Annotated in this window: 21 protein-coding genes and 1 pseudogene; 15 read left to right on the top strand and 7 right to left on the bottom strand. The window is 67.2% G+C overall.

The genetic code is table 11. The features are described 5' to 3' along the window. A pseudogene (locus tag ACEN88_RS06265) lies at positions 1–1,001 on the bottom strand (VRR-NUC domain-containing protein); the annotation flags it as partial. A 110-nt stretch (positions 1,002–1,111) separates the two neighbouring features. Then, positions 1,112–1,855: a hypothetical protein gene (locus tag ACEN88_RS06260; protein WP_413337978.1), complete on the bottom strand. Its 744-nt coding sequence runs from the start codon at positions 1,853–1,855 to the stop codon at positions 1,112–1,114. Between the two features lie 57 nt (positions 1,856–1,912). On the opposite strand from ACEN88_RS06260, the gene ACEN88_RS06255 reads away from it, so the two are divergent. From ACEN88_RS06255 to ACEN88_RS06235, 5 genes are all read left to right on the top strand, one after another. Continuing rightward, a complete protein-coding gene (locus ACEN88_RS06255; RefSeq protein ID WP_413337976.1) occupies positions 1,913–2,752 on the top strand; it encodes a M15 family metallopeptidase in 840 nt (279 codons plus the stop codon). Positions 2,753–2,851: 99 nt separating this feature from the next. Beyond that, complete coding sequence (gene tssM, locus ACEN88_RS06250; RefSeq protein WP_413337980.1) at positions 2,852–6,607, top strand: type VI secretion system membrane subunit TssM; 3,756 nt, start codon at positions 2,852–2,854, stop codon at positions 6,605–6,607. Further along, complete coding sequence (gene tagF, locus ACEN88_RS06245; protein ID WP_413337974.1) at positions 6,604–7,593, top strand: type VI secretion system-associated protein TagF; 990 nt, start codon at positions 6,604–6,606, stop codon at positions 7,591–7,593. Before tssM ends, tagF begins: the two co-directional genes overlap by 4 nt. Continuing rightward, positions 7,593–8,378 carry an OmpA family protein gene (locus tag ACEN88_RS06240; RefSeq protein ID WP_413337973.1) on the top strand — a complete coding sequence of 262 codons (786 nt, stop codon included), beginning with the start codon at positions 7,593–7,595 and terminating at the stop codon, positions 8,376–8,378. Before tagF ends, ACEN88_RS06240 begins: the two co-directional genes overlap by 1 nt. A gap of 68 nt (positions 8,379–8,446) precedes the next feature. After that, positions 8,447–9,727, top strand: coding sequence for a glycosyltransferase (locus tag ACEN88_RS06235; protein WP_413337971.1), 1,281 nt, complete (start codon positions 8,447–8,449; stop codon positions 9,725–9,727). On the opposite strand, the gene icmH is transcribed toward ACEN88_RS06235, so the two are convergent. From icmH to tssJ, 3 genes are read right to left on the bottom strand one after another with little or no spacing between them, the layout of a single operon-like run. Continuing rightward, on the bottom strand, positions 9,714–10,475 hold the full coding sequence (gene icmH, locus ACEN88_RS06230) for a type IVB secretion system protein IcmH/DotU (protein ID WP_413337969.1): 762 nt from the start codon (positions 10,473–10,475) through the stop codon (positions 9,714–9,716). The two genes, ACEN88_RS06235 and icmH, sit on opposite strands and share 14 nt — an antisense overlap. Beyond that, positions 10,472–11,818, bottom strand: a complete 1,347-nt coding sequence (gene tssK, locus ACEN88_RS06225; RefSeq protein ID WP_413337967.1) for a type VI secretion system baseplate subunit TssK — start codon at positions 11,816–11,818, stop codon at positions 10,472–10,474. Before tssK ends, icmH begins: the two co-directional genes overlap by 4 nt. A 46-nt stretch (positions 11,819–11,864) precedes the next feature. Then, positions 11,865–12,392, bottom strand: a complete 528-nt coding sequence (gene tssJ, locus ACEN88_RS06220) for a type VI secretion system lipoprotein TssJ (protein ID WP_413337965.1) — start codon at positions 12,390–12,392, stop codon at positions 11,865–11,867. Between the two features lie 55 nt (positions 12,393–12,447). Between tssJ and ACEN88_RS06215 the strand changes: the two genes are divergently transcribed. The 8 genes from ACEN88_RS06215 (at position 12,448) to tssA (ending at position 19,932) form a co-directional block, all read left to right on the top strand. Continuing rightward, positions 12,448–12,570 carry a hypothetical protein gene (locus ACEN88_RS06215; protein ID WP_413337963.1) on the top strand — a complete coding sequence of 41 codons (123 nt, stop codon included), beginning with the start codon at positions 12,448–12,450 and terminating at the stop codon, positions 12,568–12,570. 20 nt (positions 12,571–12,590) lie between these two features. Further along, positions 12,591–13,184 (top strand): tetratricopeptide repeat protein, encoded by a 594-nt coding sequence (locus tag ACEN88_RS06210; protein WP_413337961.1) that lies wholly within the window; start codon positions 12,591–12,593, stop codon positions 13,182–13,184. 26 nt (positions 13,185–13,210) lie between these two features. After that, positions 13,211–13,726 (top strand): type VI secretion system contractile sheath small subunit, encoded by a 516-nt coding sequence (tssB, locus tag ACEN88_RS06205; RefSeq protein ID WP_413337959.1) that lies wholly within the window; start codon positions 13,211–13,213, stop codon positions 13,724–13,726. Then, on the top strand, positions 13,723–15,216 hold the full coding sequence (gene tssC / locus ACEN88_RS06200; RefSeq protein ID WP_413337957.1) for a type VI secretion system contractile sheath large subunit: 1,494 nt from the start codon (positions 13,723–13,725) through the stop codon (positions 15,214–15,216). The genes tssB and tssC overlap by 4 nt, the downstream gene beginning before the upstream one ends. 30 nt (positions 15,217–15,246) lie before the next feature. Further along, positions 15,247–15,738: an Hcp family type VI secretion system effector gene (locus ACEN88_RS06195; protein WP_371762614.1), complete on the top strand. Its 492-nt coding sequence runs from the start codon at positions 15,247–15,249 to the stop codon at positions 15,736–15,738. Positions 15,739–15,819: 81 nt separating this feature from the next. Next, a complete protein-coding gene (tssE, locus tag ACEN88_RS06190; RefSeq protein WP_413337955.1) occupies positions 15,820–16,317 on the top strand; it encodes a type VI secretion system baseplate subunit TssE in 498 nt (165 codons plus the stop codon). After that, positions 16,302–18,941, top strand: a complete 2,640-nt coding sequence (gene tssH, locus ACEN88_RS06185) for a type VI secretion system ATPase TssH (RefSeq protein ID WP_413337953.1) — start codon at positions 16,302–16,304, stop codon at positions 18,939–18,941. Before tssE ends, tssH begins: the two co-directional genes overlap by 16 nt. Positions 18,942–18,951: 10 nt before the next feature. Further along, positions 18,952–19,932 (top strand): type VI secretion system protein TssA, encoded by a 981-nt coding sequence (gene tssA / locus ACEN88_RS06180; protein ID WP_413337951.1) that lies wholly within the window; start codon positions 18,952–18,954, stop codon positions 19,930–19,932. A 1-nt stretch (position 19,933) separates the two neighbouring features. Here the strand turns inward: tssA and phaP are convergent, their stop codons facing one another. Next, positions 19,934–20,491 (bottom strand): TIGR01841 family phasin, encoded by a 558-nt coding sequence (gene phaP, locus ACEN88_RS06175; protein WP_056128124.1) that lies wholly within the window; start codon positions 20,489–20,491, stop codon positions 19,934–19,936. 59 nt (positions 20,492–20,550) lie between these two features. After that, positions 20,551–20,754, bottom strand: coding sequence for a hypothetical protein (locus ACEN88_RS06170; protein ID WP_413337949.1), 204 nt, complete (start codon positions 20,752–20,754; stop codon positions 20,551–20,553). Between the two features lie 82 nt (positions 20,755–20,836). On the opposite strand from ACEN88_RS06170, the gene cueR reads away from it, so the two are divergent. Both cueR and ACEN88_RS06160 read left to right on the top strand, forming a co-directional pair. After that, complete coding sequence (gene cueR, locus ACEN88_RS06165; protein WP_413337947.1) at positions 20,837–21,241, top strand: Cu(I)-responsive transcriptional regulator; 405 nt, start codon at positions 20,837–20,839, stop codon at positions 21,239–21,241. A gap of 37 nt (positions 21,242–21,278) precedes the next feature. After that, positions 21,279–21,459: hypothetical protein (locus ACEN88_RS06160; protein ID WP_413337945.1), on the top strand; the 181-nt coding region annotated here is incomplete at its 3' end.

Genomic DNA, 21,459 nt, shown 5'->3' with positions numbered 1-21,459 from the left:
CCCTTCGGGTGGCCCAGCTTGCGTGCCAGGCGCGGGCCCAGGCGCAGCAGGTGCTGGCGCTCCGCCTCGCTTTCCGGGGCTTGCTGGGCCGTCTCGAACAACGCAAAGGCTGCGTCGAATTTCTCGTGCTTTTCCAGCACGCGGATCGCACGGCCGCGCGCACCCGGATAGCGGCAATCCGCGTACACGGCATACGCATTGTCCCAGTCCCGCTCTTTTTCGAGCAGTTGGCCGAGCTGGAACAGCAGACGTTCGCGCCGGCTGTCGAGCCAGTCGTTGCCGAACGCATGGCGGGGCAGGTCGGCCAGCACGTCCAGCGCCGCCTCGCCCGCGTAGTAGCGTTCCTTGCACGCGTGCAGCTGCAGGTAGTGGTCGATGTCGTGGCGGGCCCGGAAGCCGCGCGACGCCGGCGAGAATTCGACGCGCTCGTAGCGGAACAGACCGAGGTCGGACAGCACGAACTCCGTCCAGTCCTGCGAGAGGTTGCCGAAGAAGATGAGGCGCAGGCGGTCGCACAGCGGTTGCACGAGCAGGCGCAATGTGAGGTCGTCGCAACGCCGGTGCCAATGCGAGAACGGGCGCCCTACCTCGTGCGCGGGATCTGCGCGCAGCGCTTCGAGCTGGTCGGCCTTGCGCGCGCTCTTCTGCGCGCCCGTCAGGCGGAACGCCTCGGCCAGTTCCGGCTTGGACAGCAGGTCGAATAACTCATCGAGCGCCAGGACCGGATCGGACTCGATCCAGCCGCTGGGCAGCAGCGCCTCCGCCGCTGCGCGCGGGCAGCCGATCTCCGCGTAGTTGAGCTTGCTGGCCCGGAACAGGGTGCCCTTGCGCATCACCATCCGCACGAACAGGGCGCGGGCCGGTTGCGGCAACTGCGGGAAGGCGGCGATGAACGCGTGTTCCTCGTCGATGAGGAGGTCGGGGTAGCGCTCGGCGATCCAGTCCAGCACGCGCTGGAAATTATCCAGATAATAAAACTCGTTTTCCAGGACTCTGATCATCGTCATACCGCGCCAACTGTACTTTTGTACAGTATAACGGTGCCGGCGACGATGGCCCAGCAGTTTTGCTGTCGTTACAGCCCGCGGCGTGGTTTTCCGCGCAGGCGGCTCTATTGTCGAGGTGGCATGCGTGGGCCACACGGCTTGTCGGCGCACGCCGCGGTTCCCGCGCCATCGGCCGCCTCCTTACGGGTGCCGGTGTGCTGGAGGATGGCCGAGATCAGGGCGACGTCCGTATCGACCCCGGCCGTCGACGGCGTCGTCCTGGAGGCGCTCGCGGTCCGCTTCTGGCGCGGCGGCCCCGGGTCCGCATGGGCCAGCTCCCGGGATGCGGTCGTCCGGGACTCAGGATGCGGCCGTGCATGAGGAACGGCCGGCGTGGCGGGACGCGTGACCGGATGGCGCGACGGGGCAGACGGATGGTGCGCCGTCGTACTGGCCGGGGCACGTCCGGCCACGTCGGACGCTGCGATGGCGGTGGCAGGCTGGGGCAGATCGATGATGACGGCGCCGCGCGCTGGGACGGCTGCCTCAGGTGTCGCGTACGTAGTGGGCGCCGGCATGGACACCGGACTGTCCGCAGCCAGCGTGGCGCGCGTGCCTGGCACGTCGACGGGCGTGCTGTCGCGCGCCGGCGTCGCGCCGCGGACGAGCCACGCGATGACGACGAGCAGGGAGCACGCCAGCACACCGGCGGCGCCGTACCAGACGATGGCCGGCAGGGCGCGGAGCCGGCGCCCGGGTGCCTGGCCGTCGAGCATGGCAAGGATATTGATTTCGCTGGTCGCCCGGCGCGACGACGACATCAGGTTGGGACGTCTGGAGCCGGGTTGATTTTCATCTGTAGGGCGCACCGCATTACTCCTAAGATTGGAAAACTAATTCCAATTAGAAACAAACGGGAGAAGCCGATGCTGATCTTCCTCGCATTCTTGTACTTTTGCCTGGCTTGCAGCGTCATTTGGCTCGCCCTGTTCCCGGGCGGACGGGCCTCGGTGCTGCAGGTGCTTGGCATGCTGCAACGCCGCTTCCAATGGCGCGTCGGGGGCTGGCAGCGCAGCGGTAATGCCACGCTGCGGGCGTCCTGGTCGGGCGCGCGCGGCGTGTGTTACGACGGCCGCAGGCTGCTGCGGCGGCACTGGGCGTGGTTCGCCGTCGGCGTGCCGCTCGTGCTGATTCCGACGCTGCTCGCGTTGCTGATGCGCCGGCCCGACATGCTGCCCGACTACGAGCCCACCGACACCGTCGTCGATGCCCAGGTGGCCGCGTTGCTGAAGGGCGAGCAGCTGGTGCCGCCGGCTGCATTGCCGCCGCTCGCGTTCGGCACGCGCGAAGTGGAACTGGTGCGTCCGATGCTGGTGGACGCCAGTCGCAACTGGGGGCTGCTGCGGCCGGAGTTCAGCCAGCGCCTGCTGTTGGTGTTCAAGATCATGAAGGAGAAATACGGTTACGAGATGGCCTTGCTGGAGGGGTATCGCAGTCCGGCCCGTCAGGACATGCTGGCCGGCATGGGTTCACAGGTGACGAACGCACGTGCATTCCAGAGCTGGCACCAGTATGGGCTGGCGGCGGACTGTGCGTTCTGGCGGGACGGCAAACTCGTGATCTCGGAAAAAGACCCCTGGGCCATGCGTGGCTATCAGCTCTACGGCGAGGTCGCCGAATCGCTGGGCCTGACCTGGGGTGGGCGCTGGACGATGATGGACTTCGGCCATGCGGAGTTGCGGATGCGCGGGGTGATGCGGCGCTGATGGCGGATGGTTCCCGGAGCGTTGTCTCACCTCAAATTTTCGACAAGGAAATAGTGCCAGTATTGCCGATGGTATTCACCAACCTTCCGAACGAACATGATGGCCCGACTCTGGCAGTTCCTCACCGACAGACGCGTTTTGGCCGTGATCGGCATCGGCGTGCTTGCAGCACTCGTGCTGCTGGGCGCGGATTCCCTCGACGTGGCCCTCATCTGGGCCGCACTGCTGGGCCTGCTCCTCCTGTGTGCGGGAGGGATCGCCTGGCTCATCCGGGCCTGGCTGCGCAAGCGCGCGGCCAGCCGGCTGGGCGAAGCGATCCTGACCGGCGCGGAGACCGACGGCAAGGCCCAGGCGGCGCGCAACGACGCGGCCGTGCTGCGCAAGGGCATGCTGGAAGCCATCAACACGATCAAGACTTCCAAGCTGGGCCTGACGCGCGGCGCCGCGGCGCTGTACGAGTTGCCTTGGTACATGATCATCGGGAACCCCGCGGCCGGCAAGAGCAGCGCGATCAAGCATTCCGGGCTGACGTTCCCGATCCCCGGCAGCAAGGCGGTGCAGGGCGTCGGGGGCACGCGCAACTGCGACTGGTTCTTCACGACTGATGGCATCCTGCTCGACACGGCCGGGCGCTATTCCGTATTCGAGGCGGACCGCGCCGAGTGGTTCAGCTTCCTCGACCTGCTGCGCAAATACCGGTCCCGTGCGCCGATCAACGGCATCCTGATCGCCGTCAGCGTTGCCGAGCTGGCTGGCGGGAGTCCCGAGACCTCGATCGAACTGGCCAAGAGCCTGCGCACGCGCGTGCAGGAACTGACCGAAAGGCTGGGCGTCCACGCGCCCGTGTACGTGATCTTCACGAAGGCCGACCTGATCGCCGGCTTTGCCGATTTTTTCCACGGCTGCGAACTGACCGAGCGCGAGCGCGTCTGGGGCGCGACCCTGCGCTACAACCGGCGCAGCACGCCGCAGGACGTGCTGGCATTCTTCGACCAGCATTTCGATGAATTGCACGACGGCCTCAAGGAGATGAGCGTGGCCAGCATGGCGGGCAACCGCAGCACCGCGCTGCGCCCTGGCGTGTTTACGTTCCCGCTCGAATTTGCCGCGCTCAAGCCCCAGTTGCGGGCCTTCCTCGCTACGCTGTTCGAGGAAAACACGTGGCAGTTCAAACCCGTGTTCCGCGGCTTTTATTTCACGAGCGCCCTGCAGGAGGGCAGCGTGGAGAACCAGTCGGCACGGCGCGTCGCGGGACGGTTCGACCTGCAGCTGCGCCCGTTGGGCGAGAAAGCGGGCGACGACGCCGCGCCTGGCGCGGAGCAGTCGGGCTTTTTCCTGCTGCAGCTGTTCCGCAAGGTGATCTTCGCCGACCGCGACCTGGTCAAGCGCTATACGAGCCCGGCCGCCACACGCGTGAAGATCGGCGCGTTCTTCGCCGCCACCCTGCTGCTCGGCTGTGCGCTGGGCGGCTGGAGCTGGTCGTACATGGGGAACCGGCAGCTGGTCGCGAACGTCAGGGCCGACCTGGACAAGGTCATGAAGCTGCAGGCCGGCCGGACCGATCTGCAATCGCGGCTGGAAGGGCTCGACATCCTGCAGGACCGTATCGAGCAGCTCGACAAGTATCGCCAGGACCGTCCGTGGGCGCTGGCGTTCGGCCTGTACCAGGGCGAGGCGCTGGAGCGCAAGCTGCGCGACGAGTATTTCGCCGGCGTGCGCGAAGTCATGGTGCAGCCGGTGGCGGGGGCGCTGGAGAACCTGTTGACGGAGATGAACGCGAACGCCTCGCAGCTCGACCCGAACGTGCGGGCGACGCCGGCCGCCAAACCCGGCCAGCCCTACCAGGACGTATCGGCCACGAACGTCGGCGACGCCTATAACGCACTCAAGACTTACCTGATGCTGGCGGACAAGAGCCATGCCGAACCCGGTCATCTGAACGACCAGCTGACGCGCTTCTGGCGCGGCTGGCTCGAAGCGAACCGGGGCACTATGCCGCGCGAGCAGATGATCCGCAGCGCCGAGCGCCAGTTGACCTTCGTGCTGGCCCATATCGACGACCAGGCGTGGCCCCAGATCACACCCAAGCTCAGCCTGCTCGACACCGCTCGCGAGAACCTGCGCCGCGTCGTGCGCGGCACGCCCGCGCGCGAGCGCGTGTATGCCGATATCCGCACCCGCGCGTCGACGCGGTTCCCGGGCGTGACGGTGGCCCGCATCGTCGGCGAACAGGACCAGGCGCTGGTCGTCGGCAGTTACGCCGTCAGCGGCGCGTACACCCGCGACGCGTGGGAAAAATTCGTGCAGGGCGCGATCCGCGAAGCGTCGATCCGCGAACTGCAGAGCAGCGACTGGGTATTGAAAAGCGTCGCCAAGGACGATCTCACGCTGGAGGGCAGCCCGGAGCAGATCCAGAAAGCCCTCGTCGAGATGTACAAGACCGACTATGCGCGCGAATGGAGCAAGTTCGTGCAGGGCGTGACGATCGCCGACCTCAATGGTTTCGACGCCAGCGTGCAGGCGATGAACCGCCTCGGCGATCCGTTGACGTCGCCCTTGGCGAAAGTGCTCAAGACTGTCCACGAACAGACGTCCTGGGACGACCCCACGCAGGCCCGCGTCGACACCGTCAAGCTCAAGCGGGGGCTCGCAGGCTGGTTCCGCGAAGTGGTGCTGCGGCAGGCACCGAGCGAGGCGCGCCAGGTGGCCGATGCGATGGGCCCGCTGCCGGTAGGGGGCGTGCAGGCGGCCGGCCCGGTCGGCCGCGAATTCGCCGGCGTCGCGCGCCTGGTCGGCGTCAAGGAAAAAGATGCGTCGCTGATGACCGGCTACCTCGATGCGTTGTCGAAGCTGCGCAGCCGCCTGAACCAGTTGAAGAACCAGGGCGATCCCGGCCCCGGCGCCAGGCAGCTGATGCAGCAGACGCTGGAGGGCACTGGTTCCGAGCTGGCCGAAGCACTGAAGTACGTCGACGAACAGATGCTGACGGGGATGACGGATACCCAGAAGCAGATGCTGCGCCCGCTTCTCGTGCGGCCGCTCGTGCAGACGTTCGCGATGATCGTGCTGCCCTCGGAATCGGAGATCAACAAGACGTGGCAGGCCCAGGTCGTCGAGCCGTTCCAGAAGACGCTGGCGGCCAAGTATCCGTTCGCGCCGTCGGCCCAGATCCAGGCCACGCCGGCCGAGATCGGCCAGGTGTTCGGTCCGGACGGCGTCGTCGCCAAATTCGTGGGCACGACGATGGGGCCGCTGGTCGTGCGCCGCGGCGACGTTCTCAGCAGCCGCACCTGGGCCGACATCGGCATCACGCTGGCGCCGCAGGCGGTCAGTGGCTTCCCCGGCTGGGTGGCGCCGTTATCGGCCAATGGCGTGGCGGCCGGCGGCGGCCCGCAGACCGTATTCCAGCTGCTGCCGCTGACCGCGCCCGGCGTCACCGAATACACGATCGAGATCGACGGCCAGCAACTGCGCTACCGGAACACGCCGCCGGCCTGGGTCAACATGGTGCATCCCGGCCCGCAGGGCAGCAGCGGTGCGAAGATCAGCGCCGTGACGTTCGACGGCCGCACGGTCGAACTGTTCAACGAGGCGGGCGAGTTCGGGCTGCAGAAGATGATCGAGGCGGCGGCCAAGAAGCGCCTCGATGCGGGTACGCACGAACTGCGCTGGAATGCAGGCAACGTCTCGGTGGCCGTCAACCTGAAGCGCGTCAGCAGCACGGACATGTCCGCCGGGAACGCCCAGGCCGGCCAGGGCTTCCGCGGCCTGCGCCTGCCCGACGCCATCGTCGGCCGCGCAGGTGCGGTCGGCGCCAGCGGCACCGGCCCGACGCTTGCAGGAGCGGCGCAGTGAACCGCGCCCCGAACCGGGCCGCCCAGCGCGCGCCCGCCGTGAGCCGCATCGGCTATTTCGGCAAGATCCCGGCGCACAGCGACTTCGTGAAGCTGGCCGACGACCAGCCCGTGATCGGCATGCTGGACGACTGGATCGCGCAGGTCATGACGCGGCTGCCGTCCGATGCGCGCTGGAAGCTGAATTACGATGCGATGGCCCCGGCCAGCTTCGCATTCGTGGGGCCGGACCGGCGCCATGCCGTGGCCGGCCACCTCGTCGCCAGCCACGACCGCTCGGGGCGCCGCTTCCCGTTCCTGATGATGCGGACCGTCGACCTGCCCGACCCCGCCGGCTTCGTCGCGCGCTGCCCGCTCGCGTTCGCGCCGTTGTGGGATTACCTCGAGGGCATGGCGCCGCAAATACTGGGCAGCACCGACCCGAGCGCCCACCTGCAGGCGATCGCGGACGCGCCCGTGGCGTTGGGCGAACACGACGTCGCGCTGGACAGCTATCTGGCCCTGTCCACCGTCGGCGAACTGACGGCGCAGCTGGAACTGGAGGTCAACCGGATGATCCTCGGGCTCGGCCTGCTGCTGCAGCCCGTGATGCACAGCCGTCCCGCCAGCCTGCACAAGAGCCTCGTGCTGCCGCTGCCGCGTGAAGGTTCCCGACGCTATGCGGCGGCCGCCTTCTGGCTGGAACTGGTACTGCCGTTCATCCGGCGCAGCGGCTTCGACCTCGTGCTGTTCGTCACCCGCGTGCGCGAGCATCCGGCGCTCGTCGTCGGCTTCGGCGGGGCGGCGGCCGGTACGCTGCATGCCCTGATCGATCCGATCGTCGCCGCCGACCAGCAGGTGCACCTCGCGGACAATGCCTGGATCGACGAGCAGCTCGGCCTGGACGTCGACGTGCGTGCGCTGGCCAGCTACCTCGAGCAGCCGGCGTTGCCGCTGCGGCTCGCGCACGAACTGTTCCTGAAAACCTTTATCGGAGCCGCGCCGTGATGCCGAAGACATTGATCCTTTACGCGGCCAGCTTGGCCGTCACAAGCGTGCCCGTCAGCGCGCAGACCCAGGCGCAGGTCCAGGCCCAGGCCACGGCACCCATCGTCGTGTCCGGCACGGTCGCCGACGACGCGAGCAAGGCCGCCTTGCTGGCCCGCCTGCGCGCGGTGTACGGCGCGGACCGGATCGTGGACCAGCTCGCGGTCGGCCGGGTGTCGATGCCGGCGAACTGGAACGACCATGTCGGCAAGCTGATCGGCCCGAACCTGAAGCTGATCAGCCGCGGCCAGCTGCAGGTCGACGGCACGAGCGTCAGCCTGCGCGGCGACGTCGCGAGCGAAGCCCAGCGCACGCAGATCGCCAGCGACATCGCGCTCGCCCTCGATCCGGGCTACACGGTCAACAACGGCCTGCGCGTGGCGGCCTCGGAGCAGGGCATGCTGGATGCGGCACTCGCCAACCGCATCATCGAATTCGAATCGGGCCAGGCCACATTGACGGATTCCGGCAAGGCCATTCTCGACCAGATGAGCGTGGCGCTGTTGCGCCTGAAGGACAAGCGGGTCGAAGTCATCGGTCATACGGATAATGCCGGTTCGCGCGCGGGCAATTTATCGCTCAGCCAGGCGCGCGCGGAGGCCGTCAAGGCGTACGTCGTCGGACGCGGCGTCAAGCCCGACATGGTCGCCGTGTCCGGCGAAGGCCCGGATCGGCCTGTGGCCGACAACCGTACGCCGGAGGGGCGCGCACGCAACCGCCGCATCGAATTCAAGGTCGTCCAATAATCGCCCACGTACTTTTATTGTATATTTGCAAGGTTAATATCCTTGCAATTGGGCGTATGAAAATCGGCATGCAAACGTGGGGCAGCCACGGGGATATCCGGCCCTTCCTGGCGCTCGCGGAGGGGCTGCAGGCGGCGGGCAATGACGTGCACCTCGTGATCACCTGTGTCGACAGTGGTGCTTACGAAAGCGTGACGTCGGCGAACGGGGTGAAGATCAGCGTGGTGGCGTCGCCCGTGCTCACACCGGAACAGCAGGAAACCGTCGGCCGGACGGCGTACGCCATCCGCAATCCGATGACGCAGATGGCCACCATCCTGCGGTTGTGCCTGGACCCGGTCGAAGACGCCATGTTCGACGCCGCGCGCCGCCTGTGCGCCGAGTCCGACGTGCTGATCGGCCATTACTTCATGCACCCGTTACAGACCGCGGCGGAGGCGGCGGGACGGCCGTATGTCAGCGTCTTGCTGTCGCACGCGGCGATCCCCAGCGACTTCGACCATCCATTGACCGGGTCTCGCGCCGGCAAATACATCCACCGCGTGCTCTGGTGGCTGACCCGTACGCTGCTCAACCGCACGTTGAAGCATTATCCCGACCGGTTGCGCAGCCGGCTCGGCTTGCCGCCGGTGCGGGACGTCGTCACGCAGGTCTGGTTGTCGCACCATCTGACGCTGGCCGCAGTCAGTGCCACGATTTGCCGCGCGCATCCGGACTGGCCCCAGTCCGTCCGCGTCTGCGGTTTCCTCGATACGCCGAACCTGGCGATGGAAGGGGACATCCCGCCCGGCCTGGCCGGATTCCTTGCGGCCGGTGACGCACCCGTCTACATGACGTTCGGCAGCTGGATGCCGCGCGACCCGACGGGACAGACGAAAGCCTTGCGTCTGCTGACGGACGCGGCGCGCCAGGCCGGATGCCGCTCCATTATCCAGGCACCCTCCGCGGCGGCGTGCGGCTTCCAGTCCGACGGCGACATCCTATACATCGCCGCAGCCCCGCACCACGCCATCTTCCCGCATTGCCACGCCGTCGTGCACCATGGCGGCGCGGGAACGACGCAGTCGGTCATGCGCGCGGGGAAGCCGTCGGTCGTCGTCGCCAACATCAGCGAGCAGGAGCATTGGGGCAGGGAGCTGCGCCGCCTGGGCATCGCGGGCCGGCCGGCCAGGCGCCGCAATGTCACGGCGCCGGCACTGGCGAGTCGGCTCCGTCGCGTGCTGGCGTCACCTGAGATGGCGGCGCGGGCCGCGGACATCGCCGGTGCGATGAAGCACGAGCATGGCGTCGACGCGGCTGTCGCGCTCGTCACGCAGGCGTTCGCGGACCAGGACGTCACGGTAGCGTGATCGTCACACTGGCCGACCGCGGCGGCAGCTTGACGAGGTCGTTGTAGCTGGCGAGCGCGCGATCCGTCTCGCGCCCAAGCGCACTGCGATAGCCCAGGTAGGCGCCCAGGCCGGCCAGCGCAAACACGCCGCACAGGACCCACAGCGACGTGTCGCTCCCGAGCTTGTGGACGACCTGGTCGGGCCGTTCCGCATGCGGTGCGAACGTGCGGCTCTTGCCGCGCATGCGGGCGATTTCGTCGCCCAGGCGCGCCGCCAGGTAGTTCAGCTTGTCGCGGCCGTCCAGCGCGAAGCGGCCCTGGAAGCCGAGGAGCAGGCACAGGTGATACACCTCGAGCGCCTGCAGGTGCGCGCTGCCCTTGGCGCGCAAGTCTTCCAGGCGCTGGAAGAAATGTTCGCCGGCGAGCTGGTCGCCGAACAGGCGCAGCTGCAGCGGACGGGTTTCCCACGCTTCGCGGATGGCGTACTCGGAACCGAGGATGATCTCGTCGACGGCCGCGCAGAACGCATATTTGGCGGCCGTCACGTCGTCGGCCGGAATGCCGAGGGCCTTGGCGCTGCGGTCGACTTCGCCGAGGAAGCCCGTCATGCGGTCGGCGAACGCGGCCTGCTCATGCGGGCCGCAACCGCTTTTCAGAAGGAACAGGGCATAGAAACCCTCGTACATCAGGTCGACGAGGGAGGCGGGGGCGGTGCCGGCGGCGCCGCGTGGGGAGGGCGCGGTGCGCCGTTCGACGGGATGGTTCATGCTGCGATCGCAATCAGTTCGAGTTTGAGGTCACGGATACCGTTCGGGACATAGATCGAGATGGCCTGCGCCTTGAGCATGCTGTCGTACAGCACGCCGCGGTTGTCGAGCACGAAATACACCATGTCCGGGCGTACGGGGAGCGCGCTGGGCACCTGGGCCGCATGCGCCAGCTTCACGCCGGGCATGGCGGTCAGTACCAGCTTGTCGACGTCTTCGGGGGCGCCGATCTTGAAGCGCAGCGGGACGATGTCGACGAGCTGCAGCGCCGGCAGGTCGGCGGCCACGCCCAGGTACAAGGTCGTCTGGACATTGATCTTGCCGGAGTCGAGCGCGCCCAGGTGGTACGAGGGACGGTCGTTCGACAGCGCGATCGCGAAGTAGCGCGACGAGATCACGGTGTCGAGCAGTTCGCGCAGGATGCCGTCCAGGCGGGCGAAGGCCGGTCCGGGATCCTGGTGGGCATAGGCCGGCAGGTCTTCCAGCCGGGCCGTGCGCGAAAACGTCATCAGCCCGCCGGCCAGCGACAGGAGCTCCTGGAACAGGCGCTCCGGATGCAGTTCCCGGTGGGCGAGGTAATGCGTCAGCGCCGCGTAGCCGGTGCTGACCGTGTGCAGCAGCCAGAACGACGCGACATCGCCGCCGCGCAGTTCGACGACGTGGCGGCCCGGTTCGCGGTAATGGCCGTACAGCGCATTCACCTTGGCGAGCAGTTTTTCCATCAGGCGCACGAGGCGCCCGTGCAGGCCATGTGCGCCCGCGATCGACAGGCTGGGCGGCGTGAATGCCTGGTCGATCTCGAAGCCGCCCATCGCCACGCGCTGCAGGCGCACGAGCGGAAAGCTGTCGTAGGCGTCGAGCGCATCGAGTTCGGACACGAGCCGCACCGTGCGGGTCAGGTAGGCCACCGGGGCAGGCGCGGCCTGGCTGAAGAGGTCTTGCGTGTCGTGCTCGCGCTGGCCGAAACGGGCGTCGGGCCGGGTCGCGCCCCGCTCGGCGCAATTGTCGCCGTGCGGCTTCAACACGGGCAGGGCCGCGTGAAACGTGATCGTCTGGACGTCGGGCGGCAGCTCGTCCAGGCGAACCTGGGGCGGCAGCGGATCCTGGTCCGGTGCGCGCACGAGGTCGCCGTCCGGGAAGATCAGCGCCAGTTCGGTCACGCGCAACGTGTCCGCCTTGAGGGCATCGGCATCGATGGCCAGCCGGCGCACGCCCCAGCAATAGGGATGCAGGGCGCTGGCTGTCTCGTTCAGGCGCGCTTCATGGTAGCGGTCCTGTTGCTGGAAGTGCTGGGGACGCAGGAACAGCCCTTCGCCCCATAAAACCTTCGCCGGAATGTTCATGAGCCTCCCTTCGCAAATCTCTAGCTTGCTGGAAACGTTGCTGCGCTTATTGACAGTGGACAAGAGACAAAGGCTTGGCGGCATTGCCGGCCGACAACGCACAGGCATGCAGGCCGATGGTCACGCCGGCGCCTTCGGCATCCGCGGCCGGGATGACGGTGCGCCACGCATTGCCTGACGGCGCGTGAAACAGGGCGGCGACGCCGAGCCAGGGCGTGTCGCGCGCGAGCCTGTCGGTGATGTCGAGGCGCTGGCCCGGCACCAGCGTGACTTCCCTGGCCTCGACGAGGTCGGCGCCGAGGGCCTCGCGCTCCGTCTGCGGCGACAGGAACGCAGCGTAGGGCGCCTGGTCGAACGCGCCGCGCTGGCGCAGCTTGTAGATCCTGACGAGCAGCGCCAGCGACTGGCCGCGCGCGTCGACGTTCAGACGCGGCGCCGCGTGCAGGTGCATGACGACGTTGCGCGGTGGCTGCTGGGATTCCGGTACGGGCGCCGGCTTGCGCAGCCCGAGCGTGCCGCCGGCACAACCGCCGAGCAGACCGGCGGCGCACAACACGATCCACGTTCGTTTCATCGTTGCTCCTTGCATCTGATAAAGAGAACACGACGATTTAACGGGATCGCCCGCCATGCACCCTGAGCAGGCGCAATACCCGCGCAACAGCCTCTTCGACGCGGCGCAATGCGGCGGCAAACCTGCGTTGATGGCACGCAATTCTCCCGAGAAACCGTTCACCAATAATGGCGTCTGATTTCAACCCGGGAGAGCCAGATGACCTTCGAACGCCTGATGCCGCTTGCGGCGGTGCCCATCACATGTGTCATGTTGTTGTCGGCCTGTGCCAGTACCGCGCCGGCAGCAAGCCATGCGGCCAAGGCGGCGCCGACGATGGCGAGCGCGATGGCCGAAGTGGATGCCGCCGTGCTCGCGGGCCAGAACGACAAGGCGTACGCGATCCTGAAGAATGCCGGCACCGCCTTCCCGACCGACAAGACGCCGTGGGTGCGGATGGCCCAGATGCATTTCGACAGTACCAACTATGGCGAGGCGATCGTCGACGCGCTGGAAGCGCTCGAGCGCGACCCGGACGATACGCTGGCCAACAGCATCGTCGCTGTCAGCGGCCTGCGCGTGACGAGCAAGGCGCTGTCCGACCTGAGCCAGAAAAACAACCTCACCGGCAATGTCCGCACGGAGGCGCAGGACCTGGCCAAGCTGCTGCGCACGAGCCTCAACGAAGACGTGCTGGTGCCGAACAACCGTCCTGCGGCGCCGCGCGTGAAGGAGACGATCAAGAAGGCCGTCGGTGCCGCGTCCACTGCCCGTACCACCGCATCGAGCGATCCGTTCGGCGCGCTCAAATAATCCGTCCACAGCCCACTGGAGTCGACATGGCAAAGAATGAAAGCGTGCAGAAACGCCTGCAGAAGGTGCGCGCGCCGCGCGTGCAGATGACGTACGACGTCGAGATCGGCGATTCGATCGAAAACAAGGAATTGCCGTTCGTGGTCGGCGTGCTGGGCGACTTCGGCTCGGACCCCGATGCGGCCAGGAAGCGCCTGAAGGACCGCAATTTCGTCAACGTCGACGCCGACAATTTCGACGAAGTGCTGGGCGGCGTGGCCCCCGCGACGAGCTTCCGCGTGGAGAACCACCTGTCGCCGGAAGGCGGCGAATTCGCCGTGCAGCTGCAGTTCAAGCAGATGGACGACTTCCGTCCCGAGGCCGTCGTGCAGCAGGTGGCACCGTTGAAGGGCCTGCTGGAAGCGCGCGGCAAGCTGGCCGACCTGCGCAACAAGCTGGCCGGCAACGACAAATTGGAAGACCTGCTCAGCGACGTGCTGTCGAATACGGAAAAACTCGGCAGTCTCCGCAAGGGCGGCAAGGGCGGCAAGGAGGAAGCATGAGCGCGATCCTCGATACGGCGAACGTGGCGCAGGCAGCGGCGCCTGAACTGGACATGTCCCTGCTCGACCAGATCGTCGAACAGAGCCGGGTGGCGAAATCGAGCAGCGAACACGAACGGGCGCGCGACATCATCTCCGAGCTCGTCAGCCAGGTGATGGAGGGCACGATGGTCGTGTCGACGAATCTGTCGGCCACGATCGATGCGCGCCTGGCGGAGCTGGACCGGATGATCTCGGCCCAGTTGTCCGCGATCATGCACGCGCCGGAATTCCAGAAGCTGGAACGCAGCTGGACCGGACTGCACTACCTCGTCCAGAACACGGCGACGAGCAACGGCCTGCAGGTGCGCATGCTCAATGCGAGCAAGCGCGAGCTGGTGAAGGACTTCCAGTCGGCGCTGGAATTCGACCAGAGCACGCTGTTCAAGAAAGTCTACGAAGAAGAATTCGGCAGCTTCGGCGGCGCGCCGTACGGCACCCTGATCGGCGACTTCGAGATCACGCGCCAGCCCGAGGACATCTATTTTCTCGAGCAGATGTCGCACGTGGCCGCCGCCAGTCATGCGCCGTTCATCACGTCCGCCGGGCCGGAACTGTTCGGTATCGAGAGCTTCGGCGACCTGGGCAAGCCGCGCGACCTGGCCAAGGTGTTCGATACCGTCGAATACGCGAAATGGAAGGCGTTCCGCGAATCGGAAGACGCGCGCTACGTCGGCCTCACGTTGCCGCGCTTTCTGGGCCGCCTGCCGTACAACCCGGCCGACGGCACCGCCACGGAAGGCTTCAATTTCGTCGAGGAGGTGGACGGCACCGACCACCAGAAATACCTGTGGTGCAACGCCGCGTATGCCTTCGCGACCAAGCTGACCAAGGCGTTCGAGGATTATGGCTGGTGCGCCGCGATCCGCGGCGTCGAAGGCGGCGGCCTCGTGGAAAACCTGCCCACGCACACGTTCAAGACGGACGAGGGCGAGATCGCGCTGAAATGCCCGACCGAGCTGGCGATCACGGACCGGCGCGAGAAGGAATTGTCGGACCTGGGCTTCATCTCGCTCGTGCACTGCAAGAACACGTCGTACGCGGCGTTCTTCGGCGCGCAGTCGGCGCAGAAGGCGCGCAAGTACGCGAACGAGGCGGCCAATGCCAACGCGCTGCTGTCGTCGCAGCTGCAATACATTTTCGCCGTGTCGCGCATCGCCCACTACATGAAGGCCATGATGCGCGACAAGATCGGCAGCTTCGCCGCCGCATCGAACGTCGAGGATTACCTGAACCGCTGGCTGACGCAATACGTCCTCCTGGACGACAACGCGAGCCAGGAACAGAAGGCGCAATTCCCGCTGCGCGAGGCGAGCGTACAGGTGGCCGAGGTGCCCGGGCGGCCGGGCGTGTACCGGGCCGTGTCGTTCCTGCGGCCCCATTTCCAGCTCGACGAATTGTCCGTTTCGCTCCGATTGGTCGCGGAGTTGCCGCAATCGACCAAGAACTGATTCTTTCAACAACTTGAACTGGAGTAGAACATGGCAATTGACGTATACCTGCAAATCGACGGCATCAAGGGCGAATCGGCCGACGACAAGCACAAGGACTGGATCGAGTGCAAGGCGGTCAACTGGGGCGTGACCCAGCCGAAGTCCGCCACGGCGTCGACGGGCGGCGGCCATACGGCCGAGCGCTGCGAGCACGAGGAGATCGAGATCGCCAAGCTGGCCGACCTGTCTTCGCCGCTGCTGCTGCAGACCTGCTCGTCGGGCAAGACGATCCCGAAGGCGAAATTCGAATTCATGCGCGCCGACGGGCAGGGCGAACGCGTCAAGTACTTCGAGATCGAGATCGAGAACGTGCTGATCGGCTCCGTCAAGCCGACGGTCGCGGAAGGCGATTTCCTGCACGAGAAAGTCGGCCTGAAATTCTCGAAGATCAAATGGAAGTACACCCAGCAGAAGATCGGCGGCGGCGCCGGCGGCAACACGTCGGGCGGCTGGGATCTCGCCACCAACCGGGTCGTCTGAACAGGCATTCCTGACTTACCCCGCGTCTTCCGCGGCCCCCGGGCCGCGGTTTTTTTACTGCGTCTTTGTACGGGAGCCGCGATGACCGCCTATCTTCCCGGCCTGCTCGAGCGCCTGATGGGCGAGCGGGCCCACCCCGGCCGACCAGCGGGCGAGCAGCTCAGGGACAGCATCGCGCGCGACCTGGAAGCGCTGCTGAATGCCCGCGCCGGCCTGCCGCCCGGAGCATTCGACGCCTGGCCGCTGGCGCGCGCCTCGGTCCTGAACTATGGCCTGACCGACTTCGCCGCGTTCTGCCTGTCGAGCAGCGAGGACCGGGCCGCGATCTGCGCCTTTCTGAAGGACGCCATCGAGCGCCACGAACCGCGCCTGAAAAACGTCAGCGCGGCCCTGGCTTCGGAGCAGGGCGGCGTCAACCGCCTGAATTTCGTGATCAACGCGACCCTGCACGCCGGCCCCGGCGCGGCTGTCGTTCCCGTCAATTTCAACGCCGTGCTGCAGCCGTCCTCGCTGAACTACGCGATCTGCAAGGCTGCCGCGTCAACTCCACAAAGGACCTCGACATGGATATCAACCTGAAGACCCTGATCGCCAAGCTGAACGACGTCACGCGCTCGGCCGCCACGCGCGCGGCCGGCATCTGCGTGGGGCTCGGCCAGTACGAAGTCGACATCGAGCACCTGTTCCTCGCGCTGCTGGAGCAGCCCGGGAGCGACCTCGTGGTGGTGGCGCGCGCGGCCGACGTCAGCCTGGCCGGCCTCGAATCCGACCTGCGCAAGGAAGTGGAGCGCCTGCCGTCGGGCAGCGCGCGCACGCCCGTGTTCTCGCGCCACCTGCCCGTGCTGTTCGAGCATGCGTGGCTGATCGCGTCACTCGGTGCATCGGGCCAGCCGCAGCACATCCGCAGCGGCCACCTGCTGCTCGCGCTGCTGACGGAGCCGGGCCTCGCGCAACTGGCCCAGCGCGCATCGCGCCACTTCGCCGGCTTCCCGCTCGACCGCCTGAAACACGATTTCGACAAGCTGACGCACGGTTCCGACGAAGCGCCGGCCGTGCTGGCCGCCACCCCGGCGCCGTCCGCGGACCCGGTCACCGAACTGCAGGGGAGCGCGCCCGGCAAGACGCCCGCGCTCGACCAGTACACGACCTGCCTCACGGCGCGCGCGCGCGAGGGCAAGCTCGATCCCGTGATCGGGCGCGATGCGGAGATCCGGCAAGTGATCGACATCCTGATGCGCCGGCGCCAGAACAATCCGATCCTGACGGGCGAGGCGGGCGTGGGCAAGACGGCCGTCGTCGAAGGCCTCGCGCTGCGCATCGCGCAGGGCGACGTGCCCGATGTCCTGCGAAGCGTCGAGATCCATACGCTGGACCTGGGCCTGCTGCAGGCCGGCGCGAGCGTCAAGGGCGAGTTCGAGAACCGCCTGAAGAACGTGATCGACGAGGTGAAGAAAAGCCTGCATCCGATCATCCTGTTCATCGACGAGGCGCACACGATGATCGGCGCGGGCGGCACGGCCGGCCAGAACGACGCGGCCAACCTGCTGAAGCCTGCTCTGGCGCGGGGCGAGCTGCGTACCGTGGCCGCCACGACGTGGAGCGAGTACAAGAAATACTTCGAGAAGGATGCCGCGCTGGCGCGCCGGTTCCAGGTCGTGAAGGTCGAGGAACCGAGCGAGGAGACGGCTAGTGCGATGCTGCGCGCGATGGCGCCGCTGATGGAGGCGCACTTCGGCGTGCGCATCTACGACGAGGCGATCGTGGAAGCCGTCCGGCTGTCGCACCGCTACATCAGCGGGCGCCAGCTGCCGGACAAGGCCGTCAGCGTGCTCGATACGGCTTGCGCCAAGGTCGCGCTGGGGCAGAAGGCGACGCCCGCCGTGCTGGAGGATTGCGCGCGCGCGGTGGAGCGCCTGGACGCGCGCATCCAGGCGCTCGTGCGCGAGGAAAGTGCGGGCGCGGACCACGGCACCGCGCTGGCCGCGCTGCACGCTGAGCGCGTACAGGCGCTGGAAGAACAGGACCGCCTGCGCGCGCGCTGGGATGCCGAGCTGGCGTTGTGCGCCGAGATCCACGCGATGCGCGCGCGGCTGGAAACGGGGCAGGGCGACAGTCCCGCCCTGCGCGCGAAGATCGCGGAGCTGCATGCGCTGCAGGGCGAGACGCCGCTCGTGCCCGTGCAGGTCGACGGCCAGACGGTGGCCGCCATCGTCGCCGCGTGGACCGGGATCCCGCTCGGGCGCATGGTGAAGGACGAGATCCGCACCGTGATGAATCTGCGGGGCCTGTTGGACGAGCGGATACTCGGCCAGGGCCACGCGAGCGGGATCGTAGCCCAGCGCGTGCGCACGGCGCGTGCGAACCTGGAGGATCCGAACAAGCCGAAGGGCGTGTTCCTGTTCGTCGGCACCTCCGGCGTCGGCAAGACGGAGACGGCGCTCGCGCTCGCGGACCTGCTGTACGGCGGCGAACGGAAACTCGTCACCATCAACATGAGCGAATACCAGGAAGCGCACAGCGTCTCCGGCCTGAAAGGCTCGCCGCCGGGTTATGTCGGCTATGGCGAGGGCGGCGTCCTGACGGAAGCCGTGCGGCGCAATCCGTACAGCGTCGTGCTGCTCGATGAAGTCGAGAAGGCGCATGCCGACGTGCTCGAGCTGTTCTTCCAGGTCTTCGACAAGGGTGTGCTGGACGACGCGGAGGGCCGCCAGATCGACTTCCGCAACACGATCATCATCCTGACGTCGAACGCGGCGTCGAGCCAGATCATGCAGGCCTGCCTGAACAAGGCGCCGAACGAGCGGCCCACGCCGGACCAGCTGGCGGAACTGATCCGGCCCGCCCTCATGAAGCATTTCAAGCCCGCGTTCCTGGGCCGCCTGACGGTGGTGCCGTTCTATCCGATCGACGACGCCGTCCTCGCCAACATCATCCGATTGAAGCTGGACCGCATCAAGCAGCGTGTGGCCGTCAACCACAACGCCCGCTTCGAATACGACGATGCGCTCGTGGCGGCCGTGCTGGCGCGCTGCACGGAGGTCGATTCGGGCGCGCGCAATGTCGACACGATCCTGAACGGCACGCTGCTGCCCGAGATCGCGGATGCCGTGCTGGCGCGCATGGCGGAAGGCGGCGCGATCGGCAAGGTAAAGGTCGGCGCGACGAAGGCGGGCAAGATCAAATACGCCGTCGAACCGGCGTGAGGAGGGCACCATGCTGAACCTGGAACGGCTGCTCGCGCCCGTCAGCGCGGACAAGCCCTGCGGCGACGACCTCGCATTTTCCAGCGAGATCGACGCCATCGTGCGTGCGCGCCAGGCCGACGATCCGTCGCTGGAGCAGGGCGCCTGGGTCACGGAACTGAAGGAGGCGGACTGGAAGTTCGTGGGCCGGGAGTGTGTCCGGCTGATCGAACAGCGCAGCAAGGATCTGCAGCTGGCCGTGTGGCTGGCCGAGGCCAGCGTGCAGACGGCCGGCGTGCGCGCGCTGGCCGACAGCCTGCTGCTGATCGCCATGCTGTGCGAGCGTTACTGGGACGGCCTGCATCCGCTGCCGGACGAGGACGGCGTCGAGCGCCGCATCGGCAACCTGTCCTGGCTGGCGGCGCGCATCGCGCCGTGGCTGCGCGCCGTGCCGCTCACCGACGGCGCGGACGGTCACGCCCAGCGCGACTTCGACGCCGCGCGCATGCAGGGCGGAGATTCGCTGGCGAAGCTGGAAGGCGCGCGCCAGCGCACGTCGCAAACGTTCTACGCGAACCTGATGCGCGAATGCGAGCATTGCGCGGGTGCGCTCGACCGGCTGGAAAAGAGTGTCGACGCGGTCGTCGGTGCGGACGGTCCCAGTTTCAGCGCCGCACGCTCGGGACTGGAGGGCCTCGTCCTGTTCATCAAGCCCGCATTGAAGGAGGCGGTGCCGGTCCCCGGCGCGGCCGATGTCGTCGTCGCGGCGCCGGCGCAATCGCCGGTGGCGGCCGGGCCGTTGCAATCGCGCGCCCACGCACTGGCCCAGCTGCGCGCGGTGGCGGATTATTTCCGCCGCACGGAGCCGCACAGCCCCGTCGCCTACCTGGCCGACAAGGCCGCGCACTGGGGCGAGCAACCGCTGCACGTGTGGCTGCGGTCGGTGGTGAAGGACGACGCCGCGTTCGCCCAGATCGAAGAGATGCTGGGCGTCGGGCCGCGGCCGTCCTGATTCAGTGCGACGTGGGCGCTTGCGACTGGGCGGCTTTCAACCGCTCGGTCGCGCGCGCGACCTCCTCCTCGACGCGGCGCATGGCATCGCGTGTCGACTGCGTCACCTGCTCGTAGCCCTTGAACGCATTCTCGATCGCGGCCTTGATGATTTCCACCGCGTTTTCCTGGCCCGGCTTGACGTTTTGCGTGACGTCGTAGATCAGCGCGGACAGCGTGTTCTTCGCTTCGGCCAGGTGGGTATCGGCGGCCTGCTCGAATTCGCTCTTGATGTCGCCGATGATCTGCTTGAGCTGTTCGCCATAGGCCGTCGCTTCCGTCACGCCCGGCTGCACGCGCGCCTGCAGGGCATCGATGGCCGTCTTCGGGTCCGGTGCCTGGCTGAACTGGCGGCTGGCCTCCAGCGTGTTTTCCATCGATTGCTTGGCGGTCGCCAGATTCAGCGCCACCACCTGCTCGACGCCCTGCACGGCCTTGGTGGCCAGGGCATTAAAAGTCTGCATCTGCAGATCGAACAGGGTCTTGGTGGCGTTTGCGAATTGCTCGGGGTTGTTGAACATCGATTTCTCCTCGGTTAGGGGACTACGGCGACCTTCTTGTTGCAAGCTCCTCTAGTGGATTATTTAGCAGGCAATGGTTTTTCGCAACGGGCGTCACGATACGGCCCGTCGGCGCGCGCCCAGCCTTCGCCGAGCGGCGTCTGCGAGCAGACGATCGTGCCCGTGCTCTTGCTGCGCCAGTGATACCACGGCGCCGGGGCCGCGTTCAGGACGACGGGGCCGGCCAGGGCGATGGCGAACAGGATGAGGACAATCTTCTTCATGGTTCGCCGAGCTTAACCGCTTGGCGCGACAAGTCAAGCGGCCCTTTGAGCTTCCCATCGTGGGAAGGTGTATGCTGGCGCCATGAACGACACATATTTCAACATCGGCGAGGCGGCGAAGGCGTCCGGCGTGACGGCGAAGATGGTGCGTCATTACGAATCGATTGGCCTGTTGCCGCCGGCGCGGCGCACGGAGGCGGGCTACCGGCTGTATGGCGACGCCGACGTGCGCATGCTGCAATTCATCCATCGCGGCCGCGCCCTGGGTTTTTCGCTCGACCAGATCGCGGACCTGCTGGCGCTGTGGCGCGACAAGCACCGGGCCAGCGCCGACGTGCGCCGCCTGGCGCTCGAACACGTAGCCGCGCTGGACCGCAAGATCGCGGAACTGGAAGCGATGAAGCGGACCCTCGCCACGCTGGCCGGCTCCTGCCATGGCGACGCCCGCTCCGACTGCCCCATCCTCGACGATCTGGCGGCCCACTGAACGAGCCGGCTGGACCGGAGGCCGGCATTGCGGTCTAATGGCTGACATGCCGCTCCGCCTGCCGCTCTCCGCCTGCCTGATCGCACTCGCCGCCCTCCTGCTGGTGGGCGCCGTCATCGTGTGGGCGATCGGTTCCAAGTTGATCGCGGTCGAGTCGCGGCCCGTGGCGCTGGCCGGCCCGGGCTTCGAGGACGTGGTGCTGCGCGCGGCCCCGGACC

This window comes from Massilia sp. CT11-108, assembly GCF_047302915.1.
In the GTDB taxonomy this organism is placed as follows: Bacteria; Pseudomonadota; Gammaproteobacteria; order Burkholderiales; family Burkholderiaceae_D; genus Telluria; species Telluria orientalis.
The sequence above is the reverse complement of the archived record's forward strand: the minus strand, read 5'-3'. Positions and strand labels throughout refer to the sequence as shown.

Bases quoted from the DNA above. Each gene is read 5' to 3' on its own strand.
- ACEN88_RS06255 (WP_413337976.1), top strand. From the start codon at position 1,913: ATGCTGATCTTCCTCGCATTCTTGTACTTTTGCCTGGCTTGCAGCGTC.
- tssM (WP_413337980.1), top strand. From the start codon at position 2,852: ATGGCCCGACTCTGGCAGTTCCTCACCGACAGACGCGTTTTGGCCGTG.
- ACEN88_RS06240 (WP_413337973.1), top strand. From the start codon at position 7,593: ATGCCGAAGACATTGATCCTTTACGCGGCCAGCTTGGCCGTCACAAGC.
- ACEN88_RS06235 (WP_413337971.1), top strand. From the start codon at position 8,447: ATGCAAACGTGGGGCAGCCACGGGGATATCCGGCCCTTCCTGGCGCTC.
- icmH (WP_413337969.1), bottom strand. From the start codon at position 10,475: ATGAACCATCCCGTCGAACGGCGCACCGCGCCCTCCCCACGCGGCGCC.
- tssK (WP_413337967.1), bottom strand. From the start codon at position 11,818: ATGAACATTCCGGCGAAGGTTTTATGGGGCGAAGGGCTGTTCCTGCGT.
- tssJ (WP_413337965.1), bottom strand. From the start codon at position 12,392: ATGAAACGAACGTGGATCGTGTTGTGCGCCGCCGGTCTGCTCGGCGGT.
- ACEN88_RS06215 (WP_413337963.1), top strand. From the start codon at position 12,448: ATGCACCCTGAGCAGGCGCAATACCCGCGCAACAGCCTCTTCGACGCG.
- ACEN88_RS06210 (WP_413337961.1), top strand. From the start codon at position 12,591: ATGACCTTCGAACGCCTGATGCCGCTTGCGGCGGTGCCCATCACATGT.
- tssB (WP_413337959.1), top strand. From the start codon at position 13,211: ATGGCAAAGAATGAAAGCGTGCAGAAACGCCTGCAGAAGGTGCGCGCG.
- tssC (WP_413337957.1), top strand. From the start codon at position 13,723: ATGAGCGCGATCCTCGATACGGCGAACGTGGCGCAGGCAGCGGCGCCT.
- ACEN88_RS06195 (WP_371762614.1), top strand. From the start codon at position 15,247: ATGGCAATTGACGTATACCTGCAAATCGACGGCATCAAGGGCGAATCG.
- tssE (WP_413337955.1), top strand. From the start codon at position 15,820: ATGACCGCCTATCTTCCCGGCCTGCTCGAGCGCCTGATGGGCGAGCGG.
- tssH (WP_413337953.1), top strand. From the start codon at position 16,302: ATGGATATCAACCTGAAGACCCTGATCGCCAAGCTGAACGACGTCACG.
- tssA (WP_413337951.1), top strand. From the start codon at position 18,952: ATGCTGAACCTGGAACGGCTGCTCGCGCCCGTCAGCGCGGACAAGCCC.
- phaP (WP_056128124.1), bottom strand. From the start codon at position 20,491: ATGTTCAACAACCCCGAGCAATTCGCAAACGCCACCAAGACCCTGTTC.
- ACEN88_RS06170 (WP_413337949.1), bottom strand. From the start codon at position 20,754: ATGAAGAAGATTGTCCTCATCCTGTTCGCCATCGCCCTGGCCGGCCCC.
- cueR (WP_413337947.1), top strand. From the start codon at position 20,837: ATGAACGACACATATTTCAACATCGGCGAGGCGGCGAAGGCGTCCGGC.